This is a genomic window from Ciceribacter azotifigens (genome assembly GCF_048159625.1).
GTDB classification, from domain to species: domain Bacteria; phylum Pseudomonadota; class Alphaproteobacteria; order Rhizobiales; family Rhizobiaceae; genus Allorhizobium; species Allorhizobium azotifigens.
The window spans coordinates 1-13893 of record NZ_JBLQTA010000024.1; the positions used below are offsets into that span (position 1 = coordinate 1).

14 protein-coding genes are annotated in these 13893 nt (G+C 64.5%); 10 read left to right on the plus strand and 4 right to left on the minus strand.

All coding sequences use genetic code 11. The annotated features are described in order from the left end of the window. The first annotated feature begins 595 nt into the window (after positions 1 to 595). The 6 genes from ACM6UT_RS21850 to ACM6UT_RS21875 all read left to right on the plus strand — a co-directional run bounded on the left by ACM6UT_RS21850 (position 596) and on the right by ACM6UT_RS21875 (position 6180). A complete protein-coding gene (locus ACM6UT_RS21850; RefSeq protein ID WP_416799434.1) occupies positions 596 to 760 on the plus strand; it encodes a hypothetical protein in 165 nt (54 codons plus the stop codon). Positions 761 to 940: 180 nt separating this feature from the next. Next, positions 941 to 1414, plus strand: a complete 474-nt coding sequence (locus ACM6UT_RS21855; protein ID WP_416799435.1) for an HIT family protein — start codon at positions 941 to 943, stop codon at positions 1412 to 1414. Positions 1415 to 1481: 67 nt separating this feature from the next. Further along, positions 1482 to 1847, plus strand: a complete 366-nt coding sequence (locus ACM6UT_RS21860; RefSeq protein WP_416799436.1) for a hypothetical protein — start codon at positions 1482 to 1484, stop codon at positions 1845 to 1847. 96 nt (positions 1848 to 1943) lie between these two features. After that, on the plus strand, positions 1944 to 3440 hold the full coding sequence (locus tag ACM6UT_RS21865; RefSeq protein WP_416799437.1) for a multicopper oxidase family protein: 1497 nt from the start codon (positions 1944 to 1946) through the stop codon (positions 3438 to 3440). A gap of 62 nt (positions 3441 to 3502) precedes the next feature. Next, entirely contained in the window at positions 3503 to 5740 is a 2238-nt protein-coding gene (locus tag ACM6UT_RS21870; protein ID WP_416799438.1) for a copper-transporting P-type ATPase, read from the plus strand. A 116-nt stretch (positions 5741 to 5856) separates the two neighbouring features. Next, on the plus strand, positions 5857 to 6180 hold the full coding sequence (locus ACM6UT_RS21875) for a polyketide cyclase (protein ID WP_416799439.1): 324 nt from the start codon (positions 5857 to 5859) through the stop codon (positions 6178 to 6180). Here ACM6UT_RS21875 and ACM6UT_RS21880 read toward each other — a convergent pair. Then, positions 6140 to 7819: a sulfatase-like hydrolase/transferase gene (locus tag ACM6UT_RS21880; RefSeq protein WP_416799440.1), complete on the minus strand. Its 1680-nt coding sequence runs from the start codon at positions 7817 to 7819 to the stop codon at positions 6140 to 6142. The two genes, ACM6UT_RS21875 and ACM6UT_RS21880, sit on opposite strands and share 41 nt — an antisense overlap. A 299-nt stretch (positions 7820 to 8118) precedes the next feature. Here ACM6UT_RS21880 and ACM6UT_RS21885 point away from each other — a divergent pair, with 299 nt between their 5' ends. Next, complete coding sequence (locus ACM6UT_RS21885; protein ID WP_416799441.1) at positions 8119 to 8550, plus strand: GNAT family N-acetyltransferase; 432 nt, start codon at positions 8119 to 8121, stop codon at positions 8548 to 8550. 43 nt (positions 8551 to 8593) lie between these two features. On the opposite strand, the gene ACM6UT_RS21890 is transcribed toward ACM6UT_RS21885, so the two are convergent. Then, the gene (locus ACM6UT_RS21890) at positions 8594 to 8830 is read right to left on the minus strand and encodes a hypothetical protein (RefSeq protein WP_416799442.1); all 237 of its coding nucleotides are present in this window, start codon (positions 8828 to 8830) and stop codon (positions 8594 to 8596) included. Positions 8831 to 9002: 172 nt separating this feature from the next. Between ACM6UT_RS21890 and ACM6UT_RS21895 the strand changes: the two genes are divergently transcribed. Then, positions 9003 to 9317, plus strand: coding sequence for a DUF1883 domain-containing protein (locus tag ACM6UT_RS21895; protein WP_416799443.1), 315 nt, complete (start codon positions 9003 to 9005; stop codon positions 9315 to 9317). A gap of 6 nt (positions 9318 to 9323) precedes the next feature. Here the strand turns inward: ACM6UT_RS21895 and ACM6UT_RS21900 are convergent, their stop codons facing one another. Together ACM6UT_RS21900 and ACM6UT_RS21905 are read right to left on the minus strand one after the other, a co-directional pair. Next, positions 9324 to 10640: a replication-associated recombination protein A gene (locus tag ACM6UT_RS21900; RefSeq protein ID WP_416799444.1), complete on the minus strand. Its 1317-nt coding sequence runs from the start codon at positions 10638 to 10640 to the stop codon at positions 9324 to 9326. Then, entirely contained in the window at positions 10637 to 12046 is a 1410-nt protein-coding gene (locus tag ACM6UT_RS21905; RefSeq protein WP_416799445.1) for a DegQ family serine endoprotease, read from the minus strand. Before ACM6UT_RS21905 ends, ACM6UT_RS21900 begins: the two co-directional genes overlap by 4 nt. A gap of 306 nt (positions 12047 to 12352) precedes the next feature. Between ACM6UT_RS21905 and ACM6UT_RS21910 the strand changes: the two genes are divergently transcribed. After that, positions 12353 to 13486 carry a cytochrome b/b6 domain-containing protein gene (locus ACM6UT_RS21910; protein ID WP_416799446.1) on the plus strand — a complete coding sequence of 378 codons (1134 nt, stop codon included), beginning with the start codon at positions 12353 to 12355 and terminating at the stop codon, positions 13484 to 13486. After that, positions 13483 to 13887 (plus strand): DUF1924 domain-containing protein, encoded by a 405-nt coding sequence (locus ACM6UT_RS21915; protein WP_416799447.1) that lies wholly within the window; start codon positions 13483 to 13485, stop codon positions 13885 to 13887. The genes ACM6UT_RS21910 and ACM6UT_RS21915 overlap by 4 nt, the downstream gene beginning before the upstream one ends. The last annotated feature ends 6 nt before the right edge of the window (positions 13888 to 13893 follow it).

Consider the following 13893-nt stretch of genomic DNA (forward strand, 5'->3'; position numbering starts at 1 on the left):
CGCTACCTCAGCCGCGGACACCCTCCCGCGCAGCGGGTTCGTTCTCCGGGCCCGAAGCGGTTACTCATCGACTTGACGCGAACGTCTCTTATGGGCGCCAGCCGGCATTCATACGGTCCGGTCTGGCTTGGTGGCATTTGCTACCTAACCATTCGCGGGTCGGGTCCCGCCTGCGGCGGATAGAACGGTAGATCAATCAACCGTGCTGTGACACTGGCGCACAAAAACAATGACAACTTCTATGTCTTTTACGCCAATGATTTCAATGGGTTTCGTTGGTTAATGTGTGGCAAAGTCCGTGTCATCCTACACCGACGAGATCGGTTGGTAAAATTATAAAGCCCAGGGGTATCCCTGGGCTTTCGTCGTTTTTGGCTTTCTGGACATAAAGACTCGCACATGTCCGCAAGCACAGAAAGCATCAAAGTCAGGACTTGCAGGCCCCGGCTTTGGATACGACGAAGAAGCTGTCGCTCTCGTGGAGAAATCCGTCTAGCCAGGTCGACGCCGCCTCTCCCCCCTGTGGGAGAGGTTACAAGAGCGCGGTCATAGCGTCAGCTAAGTCGCAGATTTTGTTGGTGAGGGGGTCGGCAAGGTGGCGACCTATCAGGAAGCCCGCGTCGCAGCCTTCGAACTTACCGATCCGGCCACCCGGACGGCCGCTCTCGACGCCGCGGTCGACCAGCTGGAAGCAGGCTTCGGCCTGACGCTGACATCCGCCCAGATCGACGAACTGAACGCGATCCTCGATTCGCGCTGAGCCCGGCGCGCGCCTTCCCCTTTCCTTCAGACAGGAGAGGGCCGTGCGCCCGACCTTACAATGGTGCAACCAACCGCGGCTGCGGCCGCACGCAGCCTTGCAACCTCCGCACGAATCGCAGGAACATCGGGTTTCCGTTCCACGGCAGGGCCGACCATGTCTCCTTCCTTCGACATCCACATGAAAGACGTCGATTTCTCGCGCATGGACGTCTGCGAGAGCGAGCACTGGCTGACGCGCCTTCATTTCAACCAGAGCTATCTCGGACGCTGCCTCGTCATCGCAAAGCGCGTCTCGGATACCTCGCTCGCCACCTGCAGCGACGAGGAATATGGCGATCTTCGGCGTGTCCTGCAGCGCTATGAGCGCGTCGTCGGGGCCGCGTTCCAGTCGGCGCGCTTCAACTATACGCAACTCGGCAACGAGTGGCCGCAGCTTCATGTGCATGCCATCCCGCGCTACGACACACCGCGGCAGTGGAAGCACTATACCATCGCCGACACCCGCTATCACCAGAACCCCTCGCCCAAGCCGCCGCCGCCGGTGCCGCTCGAGGAGGCCTATGCGATCGCCGCGCATCTGCGGGCGCTGTTTGCGGCGGCCGCTGACACCGGCCGGGCGTCTCCCCTTGAGAATGCCGCAAATGCGCCCTAGATGAAACGCGAGTGATAAAGGCGTCGCGTTCGATCCGATGCATCGTTCTTCGCGGAGACCTGGCCTGATGCGGCGATTGCGCGATTTCGGGAGAATGGCTTGGCTGGTGCTGGTCGTTGCGGCCGCGCTTGCCTTTGCCGGTGCGCCCGGCGCCAGCGCGCACCAGGTGAACTGCGGCAGTGTCGTGACCGTCGCGACCGACGGCGCCCATCATCAGCACCACCATACGAAATCCGACGACAGCACGGCTGCGAAAGCGGCAGCCGTTCCCTGCTGCACGACGGCCTGCCCGCTCTGCGTTTCGGCGGCTGGTCCTGCCGCGGCCGCTCCCCATGCGGTCGCCTTCCTCCACCTTGCCTATCCCGAACGCCAGTTCGGCCTTTCCGGCAGCGAACCGCCGCCGGATTTCGAACCGCCCCGACCCCTCGCCTGATCGATCCGCCAGCCGCGTTCCAACGGCGGCATGTCCCCACATGCATGGATGAAACTGCTGTCGGCCACGCCGACGCAACGATCAGGAGAAAAGATCGTGTATCGCCGTCAATTCTTGAAGACCCTCGCCCTCGGCACCGCCGCGGCCGGGTTCGCCCCTTTCTTCCGTTCAACCAGCGCACGCGCCGCCGAAACACCGGCAAAGCGCCTTGCCGTCACCAGCCGTGTGCTCGACGTCAACGGCAAGCCGGCCAAGGTGTTCGGGCTCGTCCAGCCGGACGGCACCTCCGGCCTGACCCTTGATGCGGGAAGCGACTTCGACGTGCTGCTCGCCAACGAAACCGCCGAGCCGACGCTCATCCACTGGCACGGGCTCACCCCGCCCTGGGCCATGGACGGCGTGCCGGACAATCCGGCCGCCCTTCTGGCGCCTCAGGAAACCCGCCGCTACACCTTCCCCGTCGGTGCGGGCGGCACCCACTGGATGCACGCCCATACGCTGCAGGAGCAGAACCTGCTCGCCGCCCCGCTGATCGTGCGGCGGCCGGACGAAGCGTCAAGCGACGAGCAGGAGGTGGTCATCCTACTCCATGACTTCTCGTTCCGGTCGCCCGAAGAACTCCTCGAAGAGCTGAAGGGCGGTAACGGCCACGGCGCCGCCCATATGGGCGGAATGTCGATGGGCGGAATGTCCGGCATGGGCCACATGGGCCACGACATGGGCGGTTCCATGGGTGGCGGTGCGATGGGCGGTCATCAGAGCATGGCCATGGGCGGCATGGGCGGAATGGCCGGCATGGATCTCAACGACATCGAATACGACGCTTATCTCGCCAACGACCGGACACTCGACGATCCGAAAGTCGTGCAGGTCGAGAAAGGCGGACGAGTGCGGCTGAGGATCATCAACGGTGCCACCGCAACCGCCTTTACCATCGACACCGGCGAGGTTCTCGGCCGCCTTGTCGCGGTCGACGGCCAGCCGGTGCAGCCGATCGCCGGCACGCGCTTCCCGGCCTCCATGGGCCAGCGGCTCGACATCGTCGTCGAGCTTCCCAGCGAGGGTGGCGCCTTCCCGGTACTTGCCCTGCGTGAAGGCTCGACGAAACGGACCGGCATCGTGCTCGCGAGTGCCGGAGCCTCGATCGGAAAGCTCGCCGGGGACGGCGAGGAAACCGGCCCCGTGCTCGATCTGGGTCTCGAACAGCGGCTCCGGGCCGTAACGCCGCTCGACAGGCGAACGCCCGCCCGCAGCTACCACATGGTGCTCGGCGGTGACATGGCGAGCTACACCTGGTCGATCGCCGGCGGTGATGCACTTTCCGTCGGCACCGGTGAGCGCATCCGCTTCGTCGTCCAGAACATGTCGATGATGGCGCATCCCATGCACCTGCACGGTCACCACTTCCAGGTGACGGCGGTCAACGGCGTCGCGATCGCCGGTGCGGTTCGTGATACGGTGCTGCTGCCGCCGATGGCCGAGGTCACGCTGGAGTTCGACGCCGAGAATGCCGGACGCTGGCCCTTCCACTGCCATCATCTCTACCACATGGCCTCGGGCATGATGGCCTTCGTCGCCTACGACAATGCCTGATAGAATGCACGGGCGAGGTGTAGCCTCGCCCGTGTCCCGACCGTTAACGCGAGGAGGCAATCGTGGCTGAAGAACAACATCATCACCACCATCACGGTCATGACCACAAGCCGGCCGGCCATTCTACTCATCACGCTCATGAGACGGGCGGATCGGCACCGCCGGCACCGGTTGCCTCCGGCAAGGGCGGAACCGTCTACACCTGCCCCATGCATCCGCAGATCCGCCAGCTCGGACCCGGCAACTGCCCGATCTGCGGCATGGCGCTGGAACCGGAGACGGCGACGCTGGAGACGGGGCCGAGCCCGGAACTCCTCGACATGCAGCGGCGCTTCTGGATCGGACTTGCCCTGACGCTGCCGGTCGTGCTGCTGGAAATGGGACAGCACCTCTTCGACCTGCACATGCTCATCCCGCCGACGACAGGCTCCTGGATCCAACTGGTGCTGGCGACGCCGGTCGTTCTCTGGGCCGGCTATCCCTTTTTCGAGCGCGGCTGGGCCTCGCTCGTCTCGCGCCACCTCAACATGTTCACGCTGATCGCCATGGGCACGGGCGCGGCGTGGATCTACAGCGTCGTTGCGACTGTCGCCCCGTCGGCCTTCCCCGCCACCTTCCGCTCCGGCGACGGCGCGGTCGATGTCTATTTCGAGGCGGCGGCGGTGATCACCGTCCTGGTTCTGCTCGGGCAGGTGCTCGAATTGCGGGCGCGCGAGCAGACGGGCGGCGCGATCCGCGCGCTTCTCGATCTCGCGCCGAAGACCGCCCGGCGGGTGCGCAGCGACGGGACCGACGAGGACGTGCCGCTCGACATCGTGGCGGTCGGAGATCGGCTGCGCGTCCGTCCGGGCGAGAAGGTTCCGGTCGACGGCGAGCTCCTCGAAGGCCGCAGTTCCGTCGACGAATCCATGATCACCGGCGAGTCGATGCCGGTCACCAAGGAGGTCGGCGCCAGGCTGATCGGCGGCACGATCAACCGCACCGGCGGCTTCGTCATGGAAGCCCGTCGCGTCGGACGCGATACGGTGCTCTCGCAGATCGTCCACATGGTGGCGGAAGCGCAGCGTTCGCGGGCGCCGATCCAGCGGCTCGCCAACGACGTTTCGGGCTGGTTCGTGCCGATCGTCATCCTCGTGGCACTTGTCGCCTTTGCCACCTGGATGGTGGTCGGGCCCGAGCCGCGTTTCGCCCACGGCCTCGTCGCGGCGGTCGCCGTCCTCATCATCGCCTGCCCCTGCGCGCTGGGGCTTGCGACGCCGATGTCGATCATGGTCGGCGTCGGGCGTGGCGCCGGCATGGGCGTGCTGATCAAGAATGCCGAGGCGCTGGAGCGGATGGAAAAGATCGACACGCTCGTCGTCGACAAGACCGGCACGCTGACCGCCGGCCGGCCGGAAGTCGTTGCCATCGCCACCGTTCCCGGGGCCGACGAGAGCGAACTGCTGCGACTTGCGGCAAGCCTCGAGCGTTCGAGCGAACACCCTCTGGCGGCCGCGGTGGTGAACGCCGCCGAAGTCCGCAAGGTCGCGCTCGCCGATGCGCGGGACTTCGACAGCCCCGTTGGTCGCGGCGTAACGGGTACCGTCGACGGGCACCGGCTGATCATCGGCAGCCACCGGATCATGGCGGACGAGAAGATCGATATTTCGGCGCTTAACGAAAAGGCGGAGGATCTGCGCGGCGAAGGCGCGACGGTGATCTTCACCGCCGTCGACGGCCGTCTGGCCGGTCTCTTCGCCATCGCCGATCCGATCAAGCCGACGACCCCGTCGGCCGTCAGCGCGCTCCTTGCGGAAGGCGTGCGCGTGGTGATGCTCACCGGCGACAACCGCACCACCGCTAACGCCGTCGCTCGCAAGCTCGGCATTTCCGAGGTTGAGACCGAGGTTCTGCCCGAACACAAGAGCGAGATCGTCGCGCGCCTGCGCAAGGAGGGCCGCGCCGTGGCGATGGCCGGCGACGGCGTCAACGACGCGCCCGCTCTCGCCGCCGCGGATGTCGGCATCGCCATGGGGACTGGAACCGACGTCGCGATCGAGAGCGCCGGCGTCACCCTCGTCAAGGGCGACCTGGAAGGCATCGTGCGGGCGAGGCAACTGAGCCGCGCGACCATGCGCAACATCCGCCAGAACCTCTTCTTCGCCTTCATCTACAACGCGCTCGGCGTACCGGTGGCAGCGGGCGTGCTCTATCCCGTCTTCGGTCTCCTGCTGTCGCCGGTCATAGCGGCGGCGGCGATGGCACTCTCTTCCGTCAGCGTCATCACCAATGCGCTGCGGCTGCGAAGCGCGCGGCTGTGAGGTCCGGCAAACACAGGCGCGAACGGAGGGAGGCATGAACTACGCCCATTCGGACGTCGTCGACGTCGACGTCGCGGCACCGCCCGAACAGGTGTTCGATCTGCTCGACGACCCGGATGGAAGGACGTTTCGCCTTCGTCGACCTTGCCGTCGACGAGGTGGTGACCGGGCATCAACGGCCATCCCGGAAGGTCTGGGAGACGCGTGGGCGCCCTCGCCTTCTGGTGATCGGTGCCTACCGCATGGGTTTCGACGTCTCGCCCGCCGCGGGCAGGTCTTATCTTCGCGTCTTCATCGACTATGACGATCCGGACACGCGTCTCAGCCGGCTCGCGGAATCACTGTTCGGCCCGGCCTATGCCCGCTGGTGCTTGCGACAGATCGCTGAGGATGCGGCGGTCACTCCACCTCCAGCATCCCTGCCGCAATCCGCCTCTTGAGGTGACGGTCGACAAGAGCACGATCCGCGCAGACATGGAAGCGCCCAAGGCAGGCGTCGCTCAACCCGACGAGATCCTCGAAGACCGGAGAGGTCGGCAGCCTCGCCGCGGCGACCAGCCTCGCCGGCAGGAACGGCGCATCCTCCGCCTGCTCAAGCAGGCTGTAGTCCACCTCGGCACCGTATCCGCGGATCGCATAATAGGTTTCATAGATCGCGGAACGCAAGTCGGCCAGAATTGCGCGGTCCGGACGACGTGCAAGCACGAGCTCCCGGGTTGCTACCGATTGGTGGTCACCGAATTCGGCGAGAACGCTACCCCGGGGCCCCGGCTCTTCCGTCAGCCATGCGCGGAAGCCTTCCAGATCCCTTCGGGCGATGCCCAGGCGGCGCATGTATTCGTTGGTTTCGGGGTCGGACGAGCGTCCGACCACCGGATCCCCGGTCTCCGGCAACAGCACTTCTTCGTAGGGTGCGTGGCTGAACATGGTCTGCAGATTGATGAAGAGCGGCCGGCCGTCCTCCTTGCGATGCCTGGCGATCAGGTCCTCGATGAAAGCATAGTATGCCCTGTCGCGCACCTTCATCGGTTCAAGGCCGGTGCGGTCGGAGTCGTAGACCTCCTGGAAGCCGGTCGACTTCAGAAACGGCCCTTCGTTCAGCGCGTGATACTTGAGCGGAATGACGGCCACGGTGCGGTAGCCGCAACGGGAAAGAACGTCCGGCAGCGCACCCTTGATCTTGTTTTCGAGCAGTTGCGTGACATAGGCTCCCTGCCATGTGAAATCGGCGGTGGAGAGTCCGGTCAGAACTGAGAAATTCGTCATCCATGTGCCGGCGCCGAGCGTCTCGGCGAAGAAGGGTTTTATGACCCCGTCGCCCGACCGGAAGCTCGCGGCAAGCTGTGGAGACATCCCGAGTTCCGGGAAGGCGGTCGGCGGCACCTGGCTCTCGGCCAGGACCAGAAAGACATCCGGCTTCTTTCGTTCCGGTCCGCAATCGACGGCATCCCTGAACGGCGCCTCGATGTGCACGAGGTCGATCTGCTCGGCAAGCGGCAGGCGTCCGAAGAGGTCCGGCAGGTTCCACAGCGACAGCGGCAGTGCCGAAGCGTTGTAGCCCGCCACATACGGCAGAAATTCCGCCTCCTGCGAGTTGCGTGCAGGGTGCGCAATGTAGGCCGCACCGACGAAGACGCCGATCCCCGCAAGCCGGATGGAGAGCGGCAAGCGCTGCGGCCGCTCGAAGCGATAGAGTGCTGCGAGAAAAGCAATCGCTGCACCACCGATCAGCAGCGCCGAAACGATGATCACCGTATAATTCGAAAGCAGGAAACCGAAGAGCGACCAATCGGTGCCCGTGAACACGAAATCGTAGACATGAAGCGCCAGCCCATTGTGCCGGAACTTCAAGAGCGAAACGAGCGTCGCCAGCATGATGATCGTGCCGGCGGCATAAAGGGAAAACACGTATCGCCGCGTCAGCAGGAAGAAGAGTGCGGCCATGCTCCCCGTCGTCGCGATGGTGTAGGGCAAGAAGGTCCAGCGGGTGTCGAAATAGCGCACAAGGACGGAATAGATCGCTCCAGCGAGCAGAACACCGACCGGCCGGACCACAAAGCCGAGGGCAGCCTTTACCATCGCGCGTTCTCCGGACAGTCCCGCATGCTCAAGCAAATGGCGACCTCCGAAAAGAGAATGATGCGAGAGATTTGCTTCCTGCGCAACTCCCGCATGTACAGCGGGATCCGCTGGACGAGTGGTGAGAGCTTCAAATCCATCACTGAGAAACCAAATGCTTACGAATAGAAGCACATGCGAATATATAGTCAAGGCCAACCAGGCTTCGTGTTACGGCCTTCCCGCGCGACCCTATGCGCGGCTATGATCGTGTCGGTGATTCCCGTCACCGGCTTACCCTCCCCGAAGTGAGTTCTCCCATGCAAAGCCCCATTATCGATGTCGTCGTGAGCGACACGCCGCCCGAAGACCGTGACGCGGTACTTGCCGTGCTGCGCACGTACAACCAGGCGCAGACCGGGCGCGTTCGCGGAGCCGATTTCGCCGTACTGCTGCGCGATCCGGAAACCGGAGCGGTGATCGGCGGTCTCTACGGAGAAGAGAGCTACGGCTGGGGTTTCATCAAGTATCTGGTGGTGCCGGAGAACCTCCGCGGGCTGGGTCTCGGCAGCCGGTTGATGAAGGAAGCGGAAGAAATCGCGCGCCGCCGCGGTTTCGTCGGAGTCTGGCTGGACACCTATGATTTCCAGGCGCGGCCCTTCTACGAGAAGCTCGGCTACACGGTCTTCGGAGAGCTCGAAGGCGGCGACGGTGCTCGCGGCCAGTTCTTCCTGAGGAAGCGTTTTTCCTGACTGCAGGGGGCAGACGGATCGCCCGCCCCACACACAATCGTTCTCACGCGTTGTACCTGTTTTCCCGCCAGTTATACCAGTTGCGGATGCGCAGGTGCGGTGCGATGGCGCGCGAAACGAACGGCGTCAGCGCGAACGCGAGCACGATCACGGCCGGCAACAGGTATTTCGCCTGTTCGTTCAGGGCCGGAATCGAAAGAACCGTGACGGCACCGATGCCGAACAGCACGGCGTTTACCATCATCGCGACCATCACGGTGATGAACAGATCGGTTTTCATGATCGCCTCCCCGGCCCACAGGGCCTTTCTGACTACATGCACCGGTTCAACGCCGGGCGGCGACCGATGGTTCCGGATCGCGACGGCAGAGACCTCTGCCAGCCAGGCCACCAATCCTTAACCGGCGGGCTTTAGAGTGCGTCCTCAAAGCAGAGACTGACGCGAGACTTGCATGCCGAACCCAAACTTCCGCTTCACCCACTACGACCTCAACGAGCAACCGGCCGGTGCGATTATCGAGGTGACGCTGAACGCCGTGAACAATGTGCGGCTGATGACGGCGACGAATTTCCAGCGCTTCAAGGAAACCCTGGACTTCAAATATGTCGGAGGGGTCGCCAAGAAGTCGCCGATCCGGCTGACCATTCCGGAAGCCGCGCACTGGCATCTGATCGTCGACATGGAGGGCCATCACGGGCTGGCCGACTCCTCCGTCCGAATGATCGCTTCGCCCTCCCGGCAACAACGCCAGCAGAAGGCGTCGTAAAGGCCGTCAGGCGCCACCACGCTCGCGGCGAAGCTTGGCCCACCAGTCGAGGCGCTTGCGGATTTCCCGTTCGAAGCCGCGTTCCGGTGGATCATAGAAGGTCTTGCGGCCCATCTTCTCCGGAAAATAGTCCTGGCCTGAAAAGGCGTCAGGCTCGTCGTGGTCGTAGCGGTATCCCTCACCGTAACCTTCACCCTTCATGAGCTTGGTCGGCGCATTCAGGATGTGCTTCGGCGGCAGCAGCGAGCCGTTCTCCTTGGCCGCCCGCATCGCCGACTTGTAGGCGGTGTAGACGGCGTTCGACTTCGGCGCGGTGGCGAGATAGACGCAGGCCTCGGCGAGCGCCAGTTCCCCCTCCGGCGAGCCCAGGTAGTCGTAAGCATCCTTCGCGGCATTGCAGATCACGAGTGCCTGCGGATCGGCAAGACCGATATCCTCGACGGCCATGCGGACCAGCCGCCGGCCGAGATAGAGTGGGTCCTCGCCGGCGTCGAACATCCGGCAGAGATAGTAGAGTGCGGCATCGGGGTCCGACCCGCGCACCGACTTGTGGAGCGCGGAGATCAGGTTGTAATGACCGTCCTGGCCCTTGTCGTAGACCGGCGCGCGCCGCTGGACGATCCGGGTCAGGCCCTCCGTGTCGAACACTTCGTCCTTGCGGGCGGCACGCCAGACTTCCTCCGCGAGCGTCAGCGCGGCCCTGCCGTCGCCGTCCGCCATGCGGATGAGGCTCGCCCTCGCGTCGGCATCGAGCGGCAGAGGTTTGCCTTCCACCGCCTCAGCACGCGTGAGGAGCGTCTCGAGGCTTTCCTCGTCATGGGGCTTGAAGGTCAAGACCCGAGCGCGGGAAAGAAGTGCGGCGTTGAGCTCGAACGAGGGGTTCTCCGTCGTTGCACCGACGAGGATGATCGTTCCGTCCTCCATGACCGGCAGGAAGCTGTCCTGCTGGGCACGGTTGAAACGATGGATTTCGTCGACGAAGAGCAGCGTCTGGCGTCCGTTCATCCGCCGCGTCCGCGCAGCGTCGAAGACCTTCTTGAGGTCCGCGACACCGGAAAAGATCGCCGAGATCTGCTCGAAGGCAAGGCCCGCCTCGCCGGAAAGCAGCCGGGCGACGGTGGTCTTGCCGGTGCCGGGCGGTCCCCAGAAGATCATCGAACCTAGCGAACCGCTGTCGATCATACGGCGCAGCACGCCATCCTCGCCGGTCAGGTGCTCCTGCCCGGTCACCTCGGCAAGCGAGGTCGGGCGCAGCCGATCGGCGAGCGGCCGCTTCGAAGCGACGGCGTCGGGAACCTGCGGTGCAAAGAGATCGTCGCTCATCGGAACAATTGCCTGATGCGTTCGCCATCGCGCTCGATTTCGACCCGCCAGATGCCGGGGTCGGTGGCGGCCAGCGCCTCCATGTCGGCGCTCGACGTGATGTTGGTACCATTGACGGCGACAATGATGTCGTGGGGCTGGAAGCCGAGCCGTGCGGCGATGGAGCTGCCGTCGATGGCGGTGATGACGACGCCGGTGACCTCCGTCGGCATGTGCAGTTCGTAGGCGAGTCTCGGCGACAGATTGGCGACGGTAGCGCCGGCGAACGGGCTGTGACCGCCGATCACCCTCTCGTCGCGCGGGCGGGTTTCCGGCGCGGCCGCAAGCGGCAGGGTGATCTCTTTTTCCGAACCGTTCTCCTTGACGGCCAGGGTTACCGACGTCCCGAGACCCGCGGTCGTCAGCCGGTAGCCGAGTGCATCGGGATGCTCGACCGGAACACCGTTGACGGCGGTCACCACCTGGCCGGGGCGCAGACCCGCCTTCGCAGCCGGTCCGTCCTCGACAACGCGAACGACCAGCGCGCCGCGTGGCCTGTCGAGCCCGAGCGCTTCGGCGACATCCGAGGTCACGGCATCGAAGGAGGCGCCGATATAGGGACGTTCGAAACTGACGTCACCCCGTTCGGCAGCGGCGAGAAAGACCTTGACGAGATTGGCGGGGATCGCGAAGCCGACGCCGTTCGACCCGCCGCCCTTGGAGAAAATCGCCGTGTTGATGCCGATCAGTTCGCCATTCATGTTCATCAGCGCACCGCCGGAATTGCCGGGATTGATCGCCGCATCGGTCTGGATGAAGAAGCCGAAATCGCCTTCCGTCACCTGATTGCGGGCAAGCCCCGACACGATACCGCTCGTCACCGTCTGGCCGACGCCGAAGGGGTTACCGATCGCAAGCACCAGATCACCGACCTCGATCGCGTCCGAATTGCCGATCTTCAGGGCCGGCAGCGGCTCACGGGCATCGATCTTCAGCACGGCGAGATCGAGACGATCGTCCTTCAACACCACCTTGCAGGGGAACTCACGCCCGTCGGCGAGCGCGACCTTGATCTCGTCGGCACCGCCGATGACGTGGTTGTTGGTGACGACGATCCCCTTGGAATCGACGATGACGCCCGAGCCGAGCGAGGTCTGCTTTTCTGTGCGGTTCGGCATGCGCTGGCCGAAGAACTGTTCGAAGAACGGATCGCCGGCGAAGGGCGACATGCGTCGCTGGACCATGCGCTCCGCATAGACGTTGACGACCGCGCCATGGGTCTCGCGCACGAGCGGCGCAAAGGAAAGCTGCATCTCGGCCTGCGAGCGCGGCAGGACCTTGGTCGCCTCCTGGGCAGAAACAGAAACCGGCGACAGCAGAGCGAGCGAAAGCACCGAAACGGCAGCGAAGCGGAGCAGGCCTTGCATGGGAGACTCCCGATAGATTTACAGAATGGCTTTTAGTGCGGAGCGAACCGGAAGGGAACGGCAAATCGCCCTCCTCCGGTCCCTACAATTAGCCGCGCACGGCACATTTCCAAGGCCGGCGACATTACAAGTCGGTCATGTTCTCCGGCCGCAGACCGGCGCCCGATCCCCGGGTGCGGTCGATCAGCCGGCACATAACCTTTTGATTGACTTGCGCTTTATCAATTCCGAACGACGGGCGTTCAGGTGGTTGTCAGGAAGCACCTCTAGCTTTCCCGAGGAAGAGCAGATTCCGAGGGAGACAAGATGCCCGAGCAAGTACCACCAAGGGACCCCCGCATAACCGTCTGGGACCTGCCGGTCCGCGCCTATCACTGGGCGCAGGTCGCCCTCGTCGCGGTCGCCGCCATCACCGGCTTCGTTCTCGGCGGACGCTGGATCGATGTGCATGTCTGGGCGGGCGCGGCACTCGCCGCCCTCCTCGTCATCCGTATCGTCTGGGGCTTCGCCGGCAGCACCTATGCGCGCTTCTCGACGTTCCTGCCGGCACCAGACACGGTGCTCTCCCATGTCCGCGAACTGAAATCGGGAACCGCCAGCCCCCATCTCGGTCATAACCCGCTCGGTGCCCTGATGATCCTCGCGCTCGTCGCGGTGATCGCCGGGCTCGTCATATCCGGGACGATCGTCTTCGGTGGCGTCTTCAAGAAGGGGCCGGGCGGCGCCCTCTTCTCCTTCGCGACTGGATTTTCGGCGCGCGAGATCCACGAACTGCTCGCCCTCGCGCTGCTCGGCCTTGTCGGCCTTCACATCGCCGGCGCGCTCTTTGAAAGCTGGCGCACGGGCGAGAACCTGACCCGGGCGATGGTGACGGGCCGCAAGCGGCTGGAGCCCGGCATGCACCAGGAAAGGCCGATTGCCGCCCGGCCGCTGGTGGCCTTCGTCACGATACTCGTTCTGTTCGGCGCGTCCGTGCCGCTCGGGCTTTCGCTCGCAGCCATCCCTCCGTCCGGCATGCCCGTGGCGCAACTCGATCCTGTCTACCGGCAGGAATGCACTGCCTGCCATATGGCCTATCATCCGAGCCTGCTGCCGGCGGCGAGCTGGCAGGCATTGATGGAAAACCTCGACGACCACTTCGGCGAGGATGCGAGCCTCGATCCCGAAACGGCGACGACGATCACGGCATTCCTGACCGCGAATGCCGCCGAAACTGCCGACACCAAGCCGGCCAACGCCTTCCGCCGTCTCGATCCGGCGTCGCCCTATGACCTCACGGCGGCACCGTTCTGGAAGCGCATGCACGGCGAAATTCCGGACACCGTCTTTTCGGCAAAGGCCGTGAGTAGCAAGGCGAACTGTGCCGCCTGCCACCGCGACGCCGAGAGCGGCGCCTTCTATCCCGCCAATATCAACATCCCGAAGGAGGACTTGAAATGAAGAAGAAAGCGATGCTCCTGCTGTGCGGCCTCGGCCTGCTTGCGGCTGCGCCCGCGAACGCCGACCAGGCGCGTGACGCGATCCTGAAGGACTATGCGACCGCCGCAGGCGTCACCTCCTTCTCGGCTGAGGCCGGCAAGACGCTGTTCCAGGCGAACCACACCGGGGGCAAGCCGGATACCCCGTCCTGCACGACCTGCCACACCACCGATCCGCGCCAGCCGGGCAAGTCGCGCGTCGGAAAGCCAATCGAGCCGATGGCCGTATCGGCCAATCCGAGCCGTTTCACCGACGCCACCAAGGTCGAAAAATGGTTCCGCCGCAACTGCACCTCCGTCCTCGGGCGCGAATGCACCGCCGAGGAAAAGGGCAACATCATCGCCTATCTTTCCAGCCTCTGACCGGAG